This is a genomic window from Muricaecibacterium torontonense (assembly GCF_004793925.1).
Classification (GTDB): Bacteria; Actinomycetota; Coriobacteriia; order Coriobacteriales; family Atopobiaceae; genus Leptogranulimonas; species Leptogranulimonas caecicola.
Genome location: NZ_SRYE01000001.1, coordinates 176,452 through 192,005, shown reverse-complemented (window position 1 = coordinate 192,005; position 15,554 = coordinate 176,452). Strand labels below are relative to the sequence as shown.

Here is a 15,554-nt window from a genome sequence, read left to right as displayed (position 1 = left end):
ATAAGCTCACCTCTTTCATGGGGAGGATGGCCCTGCAGAACAGGGCCATCCTATAGGTATAAGTGACTGTTAGGTATTAGGGATAGATATAGTTAAACGCCGTTTTGGTCCCGAATCCATTTTTGTGATAGGTGGCGACTACTTGGGCCCGGGCCCCATGTTCTTGGATATATACATTTATATTTACATTAGAGATTCCGGCGCCAATGATTGCATAGGATTTGCTAAGAATGCCCGAGATTCGGCCAGATACAACAGAATAGGTGACCGTGACATTAACGTCCCCAAGGTTCACGGTGTCAGTAAGATGCATTGCAGGACGTCTGGTGATGGATTCTGCAGTAGAGACCGATGTGGCAATTGGCTGTGCGATAGCCATGCAAGGGCTAAGTGCCATAAGGAAGGAAGCGGCAACCAACGGGATAAGATGCTTGTTTCGCATGGGATTTTCCTTTGATCGCTGGTTGGCAGGATAAAGGCTGTATCACGAAGTAATCCGGATCCTCGTTAATTAGAGTACATAAATTTGTTTTCAGACATGAGAATAAAAACCCTTGAAATTGCAATGGTTTCTCATTGGTAGCCATAGATGTATGGCTTCTTGCGCGTAAAGGATCTTGGATCTGTGAAAAATAATCCGCAGGGCAGTGAGGTACAGTCACATAAGTGCCGCTGCGTTTGGAAGGAATAGCTCTGTGTCGTCCAAAAACCCCTCGTTGTTCCGATCGTTTCTGTCCTACTACCATCCCTGGCGAGGGCTCTTTTGGGCCGACACGGTCTGCGCCATCCTCCAAGCAGCGGTAGACCTGGCCTTTCCCATCATCTTGCGCTACCTCACCAATGGACTCTTTAGCGAGGGCTCGGCGGCGATCATGGCCAATTTGGCCTGGATCGCTGTGGGGCTCATCTGCCTTTATGGGCTGCGTTATGTATGCCGCTACTTTGTCTCCTGCTGGGGCCACATCATGGGTGCGCGCATGGAAAGCGCCATGCGTCAAGACCTCTTTGACCAGTACGAGCGTTTCTCGTTCTCCTACTTTGACAAGCACGACACCGGCGACCTTATGAGCCGCCTGGTGAGCGACCTCTTTGACATCGCCGAGGCCGCCCATCACCTGCCAGAGGCCATCATCGTCTGCGCCATCGAGGTAGTGGGCGCCTTCTGCATCATGTTTTCCATCAATTGGCAGCTGGCGCTGGCCATGGCGGCCATCACAGCGGTGCTAGGCGCCTACAATCTCTATATCAACAGGCGCATGAAGCGCATCTTCACCCAAAACCGCGAGCGCATCTCAGACGTGAACACCCAACTGGAAGACTCGCTCTCGGGCATGCGGGTGGTGAAGTCCTTTGCCAACGAAGACCTGGAGCGCGCCAAGTTTGGCACTGCCAACGACGCCTACCTCTCCTCCAAAGAGGGCATGTACCGTGCCATGGGGTCCTATCAGGCGGCCGCAGCGCTGCTTACCGGCGCCCTCTACACCACCATCATCGTCTACGGCGGCTACTTGGTGGCCTGTCAGGCCATGACCGTGGTGGACCTGGCCACCTACGCCCTCTATGTGAGCCTTTTCACCACACCGCTTCAAACCCTCATCGACTTCACCGAGATGTTCCAGAAGGCCTCCGCGGGCTTCCGTCGCTTCCAAGAGGTGGTCCACACCGACCCCGATATCAAAGACGCCCCTGCCGCCAAGCCTCTGCAAGTCACCCAAGGCCACGTGGTCTACCACGATGTGTGGTTCGATTACGACAACGAAGGAATTGCCGATAAGAACGAGCTCCGCCACCGGGCGGTGCTCAAGGGCTTCGACCTAGACATCGCTCCCGGCAAAACCTATGCCCTGGTAGGGCCTTCTGGCGGCGGCAAGTCCACCACCTGTGCTCTCTTGCCCCGTTTCTACGATGTGGATGCCGGCTCCATCGCCATCGACGGCCAGGATGTGCGAGACGTCACCTTGGACAGCCTGCACCAAGCCATTGGCATCGTGCAGCAAGACGTCTATCTGTTCAACGGCACTATCGCCGACAACATTGCGTACGGGAGGCCAGGGGCTTCTCGGCAGGAAATCGTCGAAGCTGCCAAGCTGGCCAACATCCACGAGTTTGTAAAAACTTTGCCTGAGGGCTACGACACGCCGGTGGGGGAGCGGGGCGGCAGGCTCTCGGGAGGGCAAAAGCAACGCATTGCCATTGCCCGCGTCTTCCTCAAAGATCCTGCGCTGTTGGTGTTGGACGAGGCCACCAGCGCCTTGGACAACGAGAGCGAGCACGCGGTGCAAGAGTCGCTCACTCGGCTGGCTCAGGGCAGAACCACGCTGGTAATTGCCCATCGACTGTCTACTATTAAAGATGCCGATGTGATCGTGACGGTGTCTGATGGCTCAGTGGCCGAGGTAGGCACCCATGAGGAGCTGCTGGCTCGTCAAGGGACCTACGCGCATTACTACGAGATGCAGTTTGGCCATCAGAGGCCTTGAGTCCACGGCAGGACTTAGGGCATGGAGCGCAGGGAAGAAGGTGGCGTGGGTGGCTGTTTCTGAGTTATGGATCCTCAGATGCCTGGGCGGCATTGTCATAGGCTACCTATGCGGGCTGTTTTTGACGGCAGACCTGGTAAGCCGCGCGGTGCTGCACAAAAGCGCCTTCGAGGCTGGCGACGGCAATCCCGGCATGGCCAATTTGGGCCATGAGCTGGGGCCAAAATATGCAGCCCTCATCCTTGTGGGCGACTGCGGCAAAGTGGTCGTCGCTGCCATTCTGACCGCCTATCTCACTCAATCCACCTGGTCTACCTCTGCTATCTGGGCGGGCATTGGAGCTACGCTGGGCCACAACTACCCCGTCTGGCACAAGTTCCGTGGCGGCAAAGGGGTGGCTACCACCTGTGCCACCTTCATTTTGGCCTGGCCCTTTGCGGGCATCATCTCGTGCCTTGTGGGCTTGGGAACGGTGGTCTTCTCGGGCTATCTGTGCTGGGGTGCCGTGGCTATTCCCGCTGCTTATGGGGTGTGCTCTGTGGGCTTCTTGGCCTACCTTGTCTCCCAAGGGTCTGCTTTGGGTCCCACTTCCATCATGATCGTGCAAGTCATCGGCGCCGCTGTTTTGCTGGCGCTCATGGTTCTGGCGCACTATCCGGCCATCAAGGGCATCAAGGAAGGCGCCACCCCGGTGGCGACGCTGGCCAAGAAGCTACGTGCCAAGCACAGGTAGCCAGGGTGCGGGCGCTCGGCGCGAGGGGAGTTGGCGCAAAGAGCCGCAGCAACGCAGGGCCGCAGGTCGCACGACCAAGGTCCCTTGAGAGCCTATGCGCTTTAGCGGGAGTCTTGGCTGCGGCCCTCACGAAGGGACGCTCTGCTTTTACAATGATTTTCGCGAGGGCCAACGGCCCCAATTCTTAAGAGGGCTCCCATCTGCCCTCCTCATCCGTTGGCAGAGTTTCAAGGCGCCATGAGGGCGCAACCCGGCTATGAGGGGTCTTGATGGCAAAGAAGAAGCGGAGCAAGTATTTAAGCACCCCTGAGGTAGAGGCGCTGTTTGCTACCGTCGACGAGACTGGTCACTCCAACGCCAGCACCGCAGAGGCTGAGCGCGGCCGCCGCGCCCGCGAAGGCGTGGGTTTACGCATCGACCCGCTCTCTGGCAAGGATCCTTCGGGCTCCAACGTAGGCAACGTTATCGCTCGTACCTCGGTGCTCTTCGTGCTCATCATCTTCGCGGTGGTGGTGGGCTCCCAGATCTTCTTCTCCATCACCCGCCGCGTCACCACTACGGCGCTGGCAAACCATGTGGACATCCAGTCTGTGAACTCCGCGCTGCGAAACGGCGTGGAGTGGGGCGACGGTTTCACCGGCTTCCCGGAGCACTACACCGTGCAGGAGGCCAGCGAAGAGACCGGTCGCGTTGAGGTCACCGTCATAGACATCACCAGCGAGACAGCCATGTCGGCCCTCTCCACCGGCTATATCCAGGCCACCGCCTTTGCTACAAACGCGCTGCTCAACCCCAATATCTCCACGGTCATCTACCACATAGACATCCATGAGGAAGACGGCAAGATCCAAACCACCCGGTTCTTTGGCTTGCTGGAGCCCACGGGTCCCCAGCGCAACTTCCTCACCTTTGTCTTCACCAAGGTGGCATCGGCCGACGGCGGCATCAACTTCTTCTGCTCCATCTCCGGTCTGGATGACAAGACCGCCGAGGCCCTGCGCGCCAAGGTGGGCAACACCACCCTCGAGGGGCTCTTGGCCGCTCCAGAAGACAGCTCCACCCCCGCCAACAACGCTGCCAAGGATACAGGGGCTTCTGGCCAAGAGGGTGCCACCGGTCAGGATGCCGCCGCCTCTGGCTCGCAGGGCTCTGCTGTTGCCGAGAAAACCGACCCCTCTGGCGGCACTTCCGGCGAGGCGGGGACGGGTGCCTCACAAGGAAGCGCCGCCACCGCAACGCAGTGACGGCGCTGAAGGGCGCAGATCAAAAGCAGGCCGTGAGCGAGGGCAAGGTTGCGTCTCTGATGCAACTGGCTTAAGCCCCGAGCCCTAATCCAGCAAACGGGCCACCTCTCCCAGTTTGGACTCAAAGCTCACGCCGCGCATCTTGTACTGAGGCTGGTCCTTGGTCACCAGCATGGCGTCGTGTACAAAGCGGCTGGCAAACTCCGTGGCAGCGCCTAGGGAGCGGCCGGACATGATGGCAGCCAAAAGGCTTGAGGCAAAGAGGTCGCCGGTGCCATGGAGTTGGAAGGGCAGCATTTCGCCAGCGACTTCCAGGGTCTCAAGGCCGGCGCCGGCCACATAGTTGCGTACCTGGCCGTCGCCGTGGGAGACGCCCTTGAGCACCACGGTCTTGGCGCCCAGGTCCACCAGCGCGTCGATGTTCTCCTTCACAAAGGCCTCGTCCACGTCTTGGCCGCGATACTCGATGCCCGTCAAAATGGAGGCCTCGGTGAGGTTGGGAGTCAGCACGTCGGCACCCTCTACCAGGCCCTTCATGGCATCGCAGAGCTCTGGGGTGTAGGTGGGGTAGATCTTTCCGGCATCGCCCATGACCGGGTCCACTATGCGCAGCGCGTTGGGATGATCTTCATAGAGGCGCTGGATGGAGGCCACCTGCTCGGGGGCTCCCAAAAAGCCGGAATAGACGGCATCCAGCTCCACCTCTTCTGCCTGCCAGGCGTCCAGATAGGGCTTGAGCATGTCGGTGGTGTCCAGCATATAAAACTCGGGATAGAGGGTGTGGGCGCTAAAGAGCGAGGTAGGCACGGGGCAGACGTCGCAGCCAGCAGCCGAGAGCACGGGGATCGCCACCCCCAGCGAGCACTTGCCGTAACCGCATAGATCATGGACGGCTCCCACGCGGGGAATGTAGGCCCCTTCTCGGTCGTAAAGATAGAGATCGGCCGGAGATGCGTTCAAAGTCATGGTTCCTCTTTTCTGACGTGGACTTATGGACCGACGCACGCATGCCATCCTAGACCAATCTGCTTGGGGGCGTGCGCCAGAACAGAGAGACTGTCGTGAGCTTAAGAGGGCTTGTGGGCATCTCTAGGCCTTGCCGAGAAACACTGTCATTTTTGGGCCCTCACTCTGGGTAGTCCCATTTATCCACGTCATTTCATGGGATACACTGAAAAGCGGAGACAGGAACTAAAGAGATTATTCAGGGAGGCGTCATGGCCCAGCCGCTGGTTGGAATGATCATGGGATCTAAGAGCGACATGCCGGTGATGGAGGCCTGTTGCGATCAGCTTGAGGAGCTGGGTGTGCCCTTTGAGCTGGTGGTGGCCAGCGCTCATCGCAACCCGGCCAAAGTCCATGAGTGGGCAGAGTCGGCGGCCGATCGCGGCCTTAAAGTCATCATCGCTGCGGCGGGCAAGGCGGCCCATCTAGGCGGCGTGGTAGCAGCCTTCACTCCGCTGCCGGTCATTGGGGTGCCCATTCGCACCAGCGATCTGGGCGGCCTGGACTCGCTGCTCTCCATGGTGCAAATGCCCAGCGGCGTGCCAGTGGCCTGTGTGGCCATCAATGGCGCTAAAAATGCCGGCATTTATGCCACTCAAATTCTGGGGGCTACCATGCCCCAGTATCGCGAGGCCATCTGCGCCCTCAAGGAATCCATGGCCCAGTAGGGCTCACACAGCAACATTCAGGAGACATCTGTGGACAAGACAGAGCTGTTAGACCAGATCAAAGACGCCATGCGCGCCAAGGACAAGAACCGCCTTTCCATCCTGCGCCAGGTGAACCAGGCCATCAAGCAGATCGAGGTAGACGAGCGCCGCGAAGTGACTGAGGCAGACATTGTCGCCGCGGTAAAGCGCCTCCAAAAGGTGACTCGCGAGGAAGAAGAGGCTTTGGAGAAGGCGGGTGCCGCCCACGAAGACCGCATCGCCATGCTCAAGGAGCAGTCCCAGGTGCTGGCCTCCCTGTTGCCCGCCCAGCTGGAAGGCGATGCCCTGGAGGTGCGCATCGACGCCATCATCGCCGAGCAACATCTGGAGACCCGCCGCGACATGGGCAAGCTTATGGCCGCGCTCAACCAAGAGACTAACGGCAACTTCGACAAGCGCGCCGCCGCGCAGATGGCCGGCGCCAAGCTGGGCTAACCATGGCGGCCGCGCATAAAAAAGAAAAGAAACCCTGGAGCACCAAGCGCAAGGTGCTCTTTGCGCTGCTCATCGTCATCGACATCGCCCTCATCGGCGCCGCCTTTTGGCTCTGGTATGACAAGCAGCAGGAATACGACCATGTGGCAGCCCAGGTAGAGGTGGCCCAGCAGTCGGTGCAGCCGGGTACCCAAGATGAGCCGCCGGTAGTGGATTGGGCGGCCCTTAAGGCTCAAAACTCCGACGTGTGCGCCTGGGTGCAGATCCCTGACACGCCGGTGAACTTCCCGGTTTACCAAGGGGCTACCAACGATACCTACCTGCGCACCGGCGCCGATGGAAACTATTCGCTGGGGGGTCTGGTCTTCATCGACTCCCAAAACACCGGGCCCAACCTGGAAGACATGCAAACCATGGTCTACGGCCACCACTTGCAAGACGGCTCCATGTTTGCCTGGATCGACACCATGAACCAGCAACAGGTCTTCGACGAGCACTCTCGCATTTGGTGGGTCACCGAGCAGGCAAACTACGCGCTCACCCCTCTCTTCACCTATGTGCTTCCGGAGTCTGGAGACCTTACGGTGCAGCTGCAATGGCCCGATCTGGCCGCCTTCCGCGCGCATCTCGCCCAGCGTCTGGGTCAGGCCAATGCCTGTCGCCCGGATGCAGCAGAGGTCATCTCTCGCACCGATCACGTGCTTACCCTCGTCACCTGCAACTACGACAATGGCCGAGGCCGCACGCTTGTGGTATGCGTGCCCCAAAGCGTGGCCGATGGCACCACTGCCACCGCCGCCTCTTAACCTTTGCAAGGAGATCTATGGATTCACAGGTAGCCATCCCACAGCCGGCCGATGAGCTCCACGACGAGTGCGGCGTCTTTGGCGTGTGGGCCCCCGGCAAAGACGTCGCGCGCATGACCTACTTTGGCCTCCATGCCCTGCAGCACCGCGGCCAGGAGTCTGCGGGCATCGCGGTGGGCAATGGATCCACGGTGCTGGTGCGCAAAGATGAGGGACTGGTGCAGCAGGTCTTCTCGGATGCCGATCTCAACGCCATGCACGGCCATGTGGCAGTGGGCCATGTGCGCTATGGCACGTCGGGAGCCTCGGGGTGGGAGGGCGCTCAGCCGCACCTGTCCACCATCAACGACACCATCATCGCCTTGGCCCACAACGGTACCCTGGTAAACACTGACGCGTTGCGTCGGGAGCTCATCAACATGGGCATTCCCTTCCGCACAGACACCGATTCCGAGGTGGCCGCCAAGCTCATCGGCTATTTCACCCAGCAGACTCACCACCTGCGCGAAGGCATCGCATCCACCATGGCTATGATCGAGGGAGCCTACGCCATGGTGCTGGCTCGCGAGAACGCCCTCTATGCCTTCCGTGACCCCGACGGCATCCGCCCCTTGGTGCTGGGCCGACTAAAGGACGACAGTGGTTGGGTGGTAGCCAGCGAGACCTGTGCGCTGGACATCGTCGACGCAAAATATCTGCGCGACGTGGAACCCGGCGAGATCCTGCGCATCTCCGACGACGGCCTGGTCACCCAGCGCGAATACCATACCGAGAAACCCAGCCACTGCATCTTCGAGCAGGTATATTTTGCCCGCCCAGACTCGGTGATGGGAGACGGCACGGTCTACATGGCGCGCCGCCGCATGGGCCAGCAGCTTGCCCAGGAAGCTCCGGTGGACGCAGACCTGGTCATCGGTGTGCCCGACTCCGGCCTGCCTCCCGCAGAAGGCTATGCCGAAGCCGCAGGGATCCCCTTTGGTGAAGGCCTCATCAAGAATCGCTACGTAGCCCGCACCTTCATCCAGCCCACTCAGGAACTGCGCGAGATGGGTGTGCGCCTCAAGCTCAACGCCCTGAAAGATGTGGTGGCAGGAAAGCGCCTGGTGCTGGTGGACGACTCCATCGTGCGTGGCACCACCATGGCCCAGATCGTGAATCTGCTGCGTGATGCCGGGGCCACAGAGATCCATGTGCGCATCAACTCTCCCGAGGTCAAGTGGCCCTGTTTCTACGGCATCGACACCGCCACCCAAGATCAGCTCATCAGCGCCAACAAGTCGGTGGAGGAGATCCGCCGGTTCATAGGGGCGGACTCGCTGGCTTTCCTCTCAGTGGAGGGCCTCATGGTCGCCGTCAACCCCTTGCCGGGCTTTTGCGCGGCCTGTTTCACCGGCGCCTATCCAGTGCCCATCCCCGAGAGCTTCTCCCGCGGCAGCTTCTTGCCTGGCTACAAGCCCAACAACCTGGTGGATCCTTCACCCACCTCGCTCATGAGCGTGGAAGAGGTCACCAACGTCTTGGCGCTCTGTCGCGAAGAGGCCCAAAACATCTGGGGCGAAGAGATCCGAGGGGCCTCCTCTCACGAACTTACCTGAATTACACCGGGCGCCACCAGGCAGCATGGTCTGGGGCGCCTGGTGCGTCCAGGGCTTGGATTCACTGCAGCGGCTCTGGAGAATGTCGCGTTTCCCTGCAGTCAACCTCTAGCCATCATCTAGTTGCCACCCAAGGATTCAAGGAGAGAGAAGCATGACCACACACATGTCCTATGCCGATGCCGGCGTCGACGTCTCTGAGGGCGCTCGCGCCGTAGACGCCATCAAAGAGGCGTGCGCCGCCACCAATCGCCCCGGCGTCATGGAGGGTCTGGGCGGCTTTGGCTGTCTCTTTGACGTGTCTCACTTGAAGTCCATGGAGCAGCCGGTGCTGGTCAGCGGCACCGACGGCGTGGGCACCAAGCTGGCCTTGGCCCAGCGTTTGGGGCGCCATGAGACGGTGGGTATCGATCTGGTGGCCATGTGTGCCGACGACGTGGTGGTCACCGGCGCCGAGCCCCTCTTCTTCCTGGACTACGTGGCGGTGGGCAAACTCGCCGCCGAGTCCATGGCCCAGATTGTAGGGGGCATTGCAGAGGGCTGCCGCCAGGCAGGCTGTGCGCTTATCGGCGGAGAGATGGCCGAGCACCCCGGCGTCATGGCCAAAGACGACTACGACCTAGCCGGATTTTGCGTAGGCGCGGTGGACAAGCCCGCCATGCTGGGCCCGGATCGTGTGTGCGAAGGCGACGTCATTGTGGGCCTGCCCTCTAGCGGCATCCACTCCAACGGCTACTCGCTGGTGCGCGCCGCCCTCACCGACAAGCTGAGCGACAAGGAGCTCTGCGCCCCCCAGGAGTCGCTGGGTGGTCAGTCTATCGCAGACGCCCTGTTGGCGCCCACTAAAATTTATGCGGGCAATATCGTGCACGCCTTGGCCGCGGGCGTGTCTCTCCATGCCATGGCCCACATCACCGGCGGCGGCATCACCGAGAACCTCAACCGCGCCATGCCGGATCACTTGGACGCCCAGGTAGCCCTGGCCTCCGACGGCACTTGCCCGTGGCCCGTCCCGCCCATCATCGACCTGGTGAGCGACGCCGCTGGCCTAACTCCCGAGGAAGCGCTGCTCACCTTCAACATGGGCGTGGGTATGGCGCTCATCTGCGCTCCTGAGGATGTCGACCAGGTGGCGTCCGCCTTCACTGCCGAGAATTGCTGCCCCTTTGTCATGGGAGAGGTGGTTCCAGGAACTGGTAAGGTGACCTATATATCTAAGTAAAATCTCACCGCTTACCGAGGTTTAGCAGGGTAGTCCGTAGACTCAATGCAATAACTTTCTCTATAATTATGAGACTGTAATCCTTAAAGAATCGATGTGGGGCTATGGGAGCGCGGAGTCTATGGAGGCAGGCAGTCCCCGGCATTTGCCTGGCTTTGGCGGGAGCCATCTGCCTTTGGCGGTATGGCCAGCAAGTGATGACGCATATTACCGCAACGTCAGGCGACACCCTTTGGCGCGGCCTGGTCGCCTGGCTGGGCAACCTCACCTGGCTGGGCTTGGGCATTGCGGCGGCAGCTTTGGTGCCTGCAGGTTCTAAGACTCACCGGCGTTGGGGTGTCGTCCTGATACTAGTCAGCGCGATGTTCATTGGACTCACCGTGGCCCTGCGGATGTGGGCTGAGTTTTCAGAGCCCATAGGAGCCTTCATTTGGGCCTTTACCGGGGGCTGGCCTCTAGAGCTCATCTATCTGGTTATGGGTGTGCTCTTGGGCTATGGTATCAAGCTAGTGTCTGAGCGAGCCTAAGGGCCAGAGCAGCGGTGGTTTGAGGCGCTTCTCGGTATCTAAGGCGTTTAGAGAAGCGCTGCGCTCTAGCGATAGGAATCCACCAATACGCAGCGTGAGAAATCCTGCAGAGGTTCTCACGCTGCTTTTGCGCTTCCTGTGAGTAGAAATTTGTGTTTTCGGACCTTCGTCGCACTCGGCAAACACAAAACCCCACTGCGACGAAGCAGCGAAAACACAAAAAGCAAGTTGAAAGCCCTCTGTTTTTCTCCAGGTCTTCTCAGTGTTAAAAGCACCTTCCTGCAAGCAACATCGCCCATGGCGGCGCTTCTCGCCGCCACTACCACACGATGTCGATGTTGCCCAGGGTCACGTCAAAGAGGCGGGCATAGGCAACCTGGATCTGGTCGAAGAGGTACTCCATGCCGTAGGTGGCGTAGAGCACATGCTTGGGCGATTGGCGCACGATGGGAGGCTTGATGGCTAGCACCTGGTCGTAGCCGTCGTAAAGGCCACCTTCGCCGGTGCGTGCGCCCTCTGCGGCGGTGATAAATACCTTTTTGGCGCCCGAAGCCTCTATCTGCTCATGTTGCGCGTGGGCGAAAGACCCTGAGGCCGATACCACCACCAACAGATCCTCGGAGGTCAGGCTGCGCACGGTTTGGGTGGTGGGGGCAGACTCGGTGACCATCTGCACCAGCCGCTTGAGCATGGTCATGGCGCGCTGGAAGTTGATCAGTGAGGCAGAGGAGGAGTCCGAGGTCAAAAGCACCACATGGCGCGCTTCATGAAAGTCGTTGCAAAGCTTCTGGGTTGTTGCAGGAGTCATCAAACGGTCGATGTCGCTGAACATCTGTGAGAGATCTTCGCGCAGATGCAACTTCACGTCGCTGTAGAGCAGGCTGTAGGACAGATAGTACTGGCGAAACATCTCCCACTCCACGAAAGCGTCGCGCACCTCGGAGAAGTTGCCAAAGCCAATGGACTGGCAGAACCTGCGCACGCCGGAGCGGGACACGAAGGCCGCATCCATCAAGTCGTTTACTGTAAGCTCGTCCAGCCTGTCAAAGTTCTCCAACAGGTACTTGGCCAGAAGATGCGAGGTCTCGTCGCACTCGTTGTCGTTGTAGACCGAGAACAATGAAGGCAACAGATTGAGCCTACCTTCACGCATTTTCTCCCTCCGTCCCATCCCAGCCAACAGGGTTATCTACAATGCTAGGATGCTGGATGGTCTTTTGGCACTCTAGCTTGGATAAGCGCTGGTTCAGAATATGAACCATGGAAGTAACGCGAGAGAGGGGGGGCCATGGCGTCGGGCGTGTGCTTGGTAGTCTCGGACATAGATGACACGTTGATCCCGCGTGGGACTTATGGCTTGCCGAGAAGAACCTCTGCCGCCATCGAGCGCTTTGTGGCCTCGGGGCGTCACTTTGCTCCCATTACGGGCCGTAGCAGGGATGATGCGCTCAAGATGTTTGGCGACTGTGCAGCGGGCTGCGCAACTGGGGCGTTTGTGAACGGGCAGGTGGTCTACGTGGACGGCCGACTGGTGCGCAGCGAACTGCTGCCCTCGGCCCGGCTCCAAGAGGTTGCAGACTATCTGGATCGTTGCACGCCGGCAGCTAACATCCTGCTCTACCGGGGCGCTTCCATTCACGCGCTCACAAAAAAACCCTGGCGTCTTAATGACTATCCCTCTCAGGAAAACGGCCGCCGTGACGGCTGCATCCAGGCTATCGAAGAGCCTTGGGTAGAGAAGGCCAACATCCAATGCGCTTGCGACCCCCAAGAGGTACCGGCTTTGGCGGCGCGTCTTTCTCGGCAATTCGAAGATTTTGATTTTGTGCAGCCAGGGGATGTGTCGGAGATCGATATAGCTCCCAAGGGCTGGAGCAAGGCCCGCGGGGTGCAGGTGCTGGCACAGGCGCTGGGCATGGAGCTCGCGCAGATTGTGGCAGTGGGGGATTCGGATAATGACGTGGCCCTGCTGGAGTACGTGCCAAATTCTTACGCGGTGGCCTCGGGGACGGCTACCGCTCGCCGGGCGGCTGCCTATCAGTTGCCACCGGTGCACCAGGAGCCGGTGGCTCAGGTGCTGGAGGCCATTCTAGCTGGGGAAACGCAGCCATTTTGTTCCTAAGCGGCGATTGGTAGCAAACGGTATACATAAGTCAATACTTTGAATGGTTCGTTTTACTGCCCATGGTGTTGAGAGGCATTGGGCGGAGGGCTTCCTGTTGCAAAGAGAGGGTTAAGGGAGCATTAAGCTTGGCCGATGGAAGAGCCTGGCGCTGAATGCAAATCAAAATAAAAAGTAAATAACCACTGTCCATCTTTTGGCTCATCAAAACTCTAGAAGGCGAACGGTTCTGGCGGTTCCATAGAACCATCAAAGAATTTGGTTCGCGCAGAGAAATGGAAGCGCCATGAGTGATCAAGAGTTGTTTAGTCCCGATTTGGTGTTCTTCGATCTGGAAGCCGCAGATCGCCAGGAGTTTTTCGAAAAGCTGGCAGAGCGGCTGGCCGAGCGCGACCTCATCCAGGACAGCTGGCTCGAGGCCATCTGTGAGCGCGAGAAGAACTACGCCACGGGGCTTTCGTTCCCCTCTGTGCAGGTAGCGATCCCCCACGTGGACCCCGAGCACATCAAGCGCCCCTACATCGCGGTGATCAAGCCCAAGACCCCGATAGTCTTCGAGGCCATGGCGGGCATGGGCTACGACGTGCCCGCCCAGCTCATCGTGAATTTGGGCGTCATGCGCGACGGCGGCCAGGTGGCCGTGCTCCAAAAGCTCATGAACATCTTCATGAATGAAGGCTACGCCACTGAGCTCACCGGCATCACCGACGCCCAAGGGATGGTGGATGCCTTCGGACGGCTCTTCGACGAGGTCTCGGCGGAGTAATCCGCCTGGCGGCATGCGGTTCCGGGCGGAGGCGGCTCAGTGGCCATTGTCTGTCAGCAACGAGGAGCTGGCGGTTCCAGGCTGCCGAGAAACCCCTGCCCCTGGGCCCGGAACCCTCCATGTGCCCTTTGGTGTACAGGGCCGTGCGCTAACGCACGGCAGAGATACGAGGGAGATCCCTCAAGAAAGGAACGGCTATGAAACGCGTAATCGTGGCTTGTGGCTCTGGTGTCGCTACCTCCCAAGCGGTGGCCTCTAAGGTGCAGCGCATCTTGAAGCAGCGCGGCGTCGAGGCAGACGTCGAGGCTGTGGATATCAAGTCGCTGGATCACTATATCAACGGCGCCGACGCCTACATCTCCATCGTCAAGAGCGATGACGACTACGGCATCCCCACCTTCAACGGCATCGCCTTCTTGACCGGCATGGGTGCCGACGCCGAGGCCGACCGTCTGGTCGAGCTGCTCGAGTCCTAAGTTCCATGAGCAAGAAGAAGGCTGCTCAGGCGCCGGCCATCAACCCCAGGCCCTTGGGGCTAGGACGCCCGGCCTGGATCGCTCTCACCCTGATCGATCTCTTCCTTTTTGTGGTGGGGGCCTTGAGCGGCAGGATCGACCTTTCGTTGGGCGCGTTGGCACTCATCTTCATCATCGAGCATTACGCCCACGACTTGCTGGTGGCCCCCTATGAGAGGCGCCAGGAGCGACTGCGGGCCCAGTACGGCATCAAAGGCCAGATCACACCTGAACAAAGCAGGGAAGCGATTAAAGAATTTAGGCGCGAGCGCCAGGAGCGGAAGGCTCAGAGGAAGGCGCTCAAGAAGCAGGCTCATGCAGCGACGCGTCCGGGAGATGGAGCCGCTGAGCAGTAAGGGGTCCTTCGCAGCTGGAGGGCAAGATTGGCAACCATCGGGGGAGATGGGGCCACGGAGTGGGGTTTCTCGGCAAGAGAGGGCCCAAAGAGAGGTGATTTTTCATGGACTGGAAAGAGATCGCAGCCGTCAAGGAGGTAAAAGAGCTCACCTATCTCATGTGGGACAAGGGTTGGGACGAAGCCAATGGCGGCAACATCTCCTATATCCTCACCGACGAGGAAGTGGCGGCGCTGGGGTATACCCCGGGTTCGGGCCGTCAGGTGGAGTTGGCCGACATCCCCGCTGCCATGCGCGGCCGCTTTGTGCTCACCACTGCCACAGGCTCCTACTTCCGTGAGGTGCGCGACGACGTGGACTCACTTCTGGGCATCATCTACCTGCCCCCCGAGGGCGACTACTACGAGATCGCCTACGGCCTGGAGGGCAACAAGCCCAGCTCGGAGTTCCCCAGTCATCTGGCCGCCCAGGCAGTGCGTCTGGCCGCTGATCCCGAGCAACGCGTGGTCATGCACAACCACGCATCCAACGTGTTGGCCATGACCCACGTGGGTCCCACCAACGCCCGCGACTTCACCCGCGCGCTCTGGCGCATCATCACCGAGGCTATGTATCTGTTCCCTGACGGCGTGGGCTTTGTGCCCTGGTGCGTCTGCGGCGGCCAGGAGATCGCCGACAAGACCAACGAGCAGATGAAGGACTGCCGCATCGTCATCTGGCAGTATCACGGCGTCTTCACGGCGGGCCGCTCGCTCCATGACGCCTTTGGCCTGCTGGAGACCGTGGAGAAGTGTTGCGCCGCCTGGATGGCAGCCGAGGCCTGCGGCCATCGCAACCCGGGCATCTCCGACGAGCAGCTCAAAGACCTGTGCCGCGCCTTTGGCCTGACTCCGCACCCCGGCTATCTGGACTAACGGCTCTGCCTGTCCATCAGGACAGAGAAGGGCAGGCCGCAGGAGAGAGCAGCCTGCCTCAAGAGAGAGGTCCTACTCGCAACGGAGGGCGTGACAGGAGACCCCTCCGCTCAAAGAGAGGTAC

Annotated in this window: 17 protein-coding genes; 14 read left to right on the top strand and 3 right to left on the bottom strand. The window is 59.8% G+C overall.

Annotation, left to right across the window (positions count from 1 at the left end; translation table 11 throughout):
* Positions 1–76: 76 nt before the first annotated feature.
* Positions 77–442, bottom strand: a complete 366-nt coding sequence (locus tag E5334_RS00865; protein WP_136011727.1) for a hypothetical protein — start codon at positions 440–442, stop codon at positions 77–79.
* A gap of 253 nt (positions 443–695) precedes the next feature.
* Between E5334_RS00865 and E5334_RS00860 the strand changes: the two genes are divergently transcribed.
* The 3 genes from E5334_RS00860 (at position 696) to E5334_RS00850 (ending at position 4,457) form a co-directional block, all read left to right on the top strand.
* Complete coding sequence (locus E5334_RS00860) at positions 696–2,480, top strand: ABC transporter ATP-binding protein (protein ID WP_265591761.1); 1,785 nt, start codon at positions 696–698, stop codon at positions 2,478–2,480.
* Positions 2,481–2,529: 49 nt separating this feature from the next.
* Positions 2,530–3,213, top strand: coding sequence for a glycerol-3-phosphate acyltransferase (locus E5334_RS00855; RefSeq protein WP_265591762.1), 684 nt, complete (start codon positions 2,530–2,532; stop codon positions 3,211–3,213).
* Positions 3,214–3,482: 269 nt separating this feature from the next.
* Positions 3,483–4,457 (top strand): hypothetical protein, encoded by a 975-nt coding sequence (locus tag E5334_RS00850; protein WP_136011725.1) that lies wholly within the window; start codon positions 3,483–3,485, stop codon positions 4,455–4,457.
* A gap of 84 nt (positions 4,458–4,541) precedes the next feature.
* Here the strand turns inward: E5334_RS00850 and E5334_RS00845 are convergent, their stop codons facing one another.
* Positions 4,542–5,423, bottom strand: coding sequence for a PfkB family carbohydrate kinase (locus E5334_RS00845; protein ID WP_136011724.1), 882 nt, complete (start codon positions 5,421–5,423; stop codon positions 4,542–4,544).
* A gap of 251 nt (positions 5,424–5,674) precedes the next feature.
* Between E5334_RS00845 and purE the strand changes: the two genes are divergently transcribed.
* The 6 genes from purE (at position 5,675) to E5334_RS00815 (ending at position 10,757) form a co-directional block, all read left to right on the top strand.
* On the top strand, positions 5,675–6,130 hold the full coding sequence (purE, locus tag E5334_RS00840) for a 5-(carboxyamino)imidazole ribonucleotide mutase (protein ID WP_136011723.1): 456 nt from the start codon (positions 5,675–5,677) through the stop codon (positions 6,128–6,130).
* Between the two features lie 30 nt (positions 6,131–6,160).
* Complete coding sequence (locus tag E5334_RS00835) at positions 6,161–6,607, top strand: GatB/YqeY domain-containing protein (RefSeq protein WP_136011722.1); 447 nt, start codon at positions 6,161–6,163, stop codon at positions 6,605–6,607.
* A 2-nt stretch (positions 6,608–6,609) separates the two neighbouring features.
* Positions 6,610–7,413 (top strand): class B sortase, encoded by an 804-nt coding sequence (locus E5334_RS00830; protein WP_136011721.1) that lies wholly within the window; start codon positions 6,610–6,612, stop codon positions 7,411–7,413.
* 17 nt (positions 7,414–7,430) lie between these two features.
* Entirely contained in the window at positions 7,431–9,008 is a 1,578-nt protein-coding gene (gene purF, locus E5334_RS00825) for an amidophosphoribosyltransferase (RefSeq protein WP_136011720.1), read from the top strand.
* A 154-nt stretch (positions 9,009–9,162) separates the two neighbouring features.
* The gene (purM, locus tag E5334_RS00820) at positions 9,163–10,230 is read left to right on the top strand and encodes a phosphoribosylformylglycinamidine cyclo-ligase (protein ID WP_136011719.1); all 1,068 of its coding nucleotides are present in this window, start codon (positions 9,163–9,165) and stop codon (positions 10,228–10,230) included.
* A 194-nt stretch (positions 10,231–10,424) separates the two neighbouring features.
* The gene (locus tag E5334_RS00815; protein ID WP_136011718.1) at positions 10,425–10,757 is read left to right on the top strand and encodes a hypothetical protein; all 333 of its coding nucleotides are present in this window, start codon (positions 10,425–10,427) and stop codon (positions 10,755–10,757) included.
* 319 nt (positions 10,758–11,076) lie between these two features.
* Here the strand turns inward: E5334_RS00815 and E5334_RS00810 are convergent, their stop codons facing one another.
* Positions 11,077–11,910 carry a MurR/RpiR family transcriptional regulator gene (locus E5334_RS00810; RefSeq protein ID WP_167604239.1) on the bottom strand — a complete coding sequence of 278 codons (834 nt, stop codon included), beginning with the start codon at positions 11,908–11,910 and terminating at the stop codon, positions 11,077–11,079.
* 135 nt (positions 11,911–12,045) lie between these two features.
* Between E5334_RS00810 and E5334_RS00805 the strand changes: the two genes are divergently transcribed.
* The 5 genes from E5334_RS00805 to rhaD all read left to right on the top strand — a co-directional run bounded on the left by E5334_RS00805 (position 12,046) and on the right by rhaD (position 15,430).
* Positions 12,046–12,879 (top strand): HAD family hydrolase, encoded by an 834-nt coding sequence (locus tag E5334_RS00805; protein WP_136011716.1) that lies wholly within the window; start codon positions 12,046–12,048, stop codon positions 12,877–12,879.
* 286 nt (positions 12,880–13,165) lie between these two features.
* Positions 13,166–13,645 (top strand): PTS sugar transporter subunit IIA, encoded by a 480-nt coding sequence (locus tag E5334_RS00800; protein ID WP_136011715.1) that lies wholly within the window; start codon positions 13,166–13,168, stop codon positions 13,643–13,645.
* 197 nt (positions 13,646–13,842) lie between these two features.
* Positions 13,843–14,121 (top strand): PTS sugar transporter subunit IIB, encoded by a 279-nt coding sequence (locus tag E5334_RS00795; RefSeq protein WP_136011714.1) that lies wholly within the window; start codon positions 13,843–13,845, stop codon positions 14,119–14,121.
* Between the two features lie 5 nt (positions 14,122–14,126).
* Complete coding sequence (locus E5334_RS00790) at positions 14,127–14,516, top strand: DUF3987 domain-containing protein (RefSeq protein ID WP_136011713.1); 390 nt, start codon at positions 14,127–14,129, stop codon at positions 14,514–14,516.
* A gap of 104 nt (positions 14,517–14,620) precedes the next feature.
* Entirely contained in the window at positions 14,621–15,430 is an 810-nt protein-coding gene (rhaD, locus tag E5334_RS00785) for a rhamnulose-1-phosphate aldolase (RefSeq protein ID WP_136011712.1), read from the top strand.
* The last annotated feature ends 124 nt before the right edge of the window (positions 15,431–15,554 follow it).

Excerpts from the sequence above, each read along its gene's own strand:
- E5334_RS00845 (WP_136011724.1), bottom strand. The coding sequence starts at position 5,423 with ATGACTTTGAACGCATCTCCGGCCGATCTCTATCTTTACGACCGAGAA.
- rhaD (WP_136011712.1), top strand. The coding sequence starts at position 14,621 with ATGGACTGGAAAGAGATCGCAGCCGTCAAGGAGGTAAAAGAGCTCACC.
- E5334_RS00810 (WP_167604239.1), bottom strand. The coding sequence starts at position 11,910 with ATGCGTGAAGGTAGGCTCAATCTGTTGCCTTCATTGTTCTCGGTCTAC.
- E5334_RS00830 (WP_136011721.1), top strand. The coding sequence starts at position 6,610 with ATGGCGGCCGCGCATAAAAAAGAAAAGAAACCCTGGAGCACCAAGCGC.
- purE (WP_136011723.1), top strand. The coding sequence starts at position 5,675 with ATGGCCCAGCCGCTGGTTGGAATGATCATGGGATCTAAGAGCGACATG.
- purM (WP_136011719.1), top strand. The coding sequence starts at position 9,163 with ATGACCACACACATGTCCTATGCCGATGCCGGCGTCGACGTCTCTGAG.
- E5334_RS00865 (WP_136011727.1), bottom strand. The coding sequence starts at position 442 with ATGCGAAACAAGCATCTTATCCCGTTGGTTGCCGCTTCCTTCCTTATG.
- E5334_RS00795 (WP_136011714.1), top strand. The coding sequence starts at position 13,843 with ATGAAACGCGTAATCGTGGCTTGTGGCTCTGGTGTCGCTACCTCCCAA.
- E5334_RS00800 (WP_136011715.1), top strand. The coding sequence starts at position 13,166 with ATGAGTGATCAAGAGTTGTTTAGTCCCGATTTGGTGTTCTTCGATCTG.
- E5334_RS00805 (WP_136011716.1), top strand. The coding sequence starts at position 12,046 with ATGGCGTCGGGCGTGTGCTTGGTAGTCTCGGACATAGATGACACGTTG.
- purF (WP_136011720.1), top strand. The coding sequence starts at position 7,431 with ATGGATTCACAGGTAGCCATCCCACAGCCGGCCGATGAGCTCCACGAC.
- E5334_RS00790 (WP_136011713.1), top strand. The coding sequence starts at position 14,127 with ATGAGCAAGAAGAAGGCTGCTCAGGCGCCGGCCATCAACCCCAGGCCC.
- E5334_RS00850 (WP_136011725.1), top strand. The coding sequence starts at position 3,483 with ATGGCAAAGAAGAAGCGGAGCAAGTATTTAAGCACCCCTGAGGTAGAG.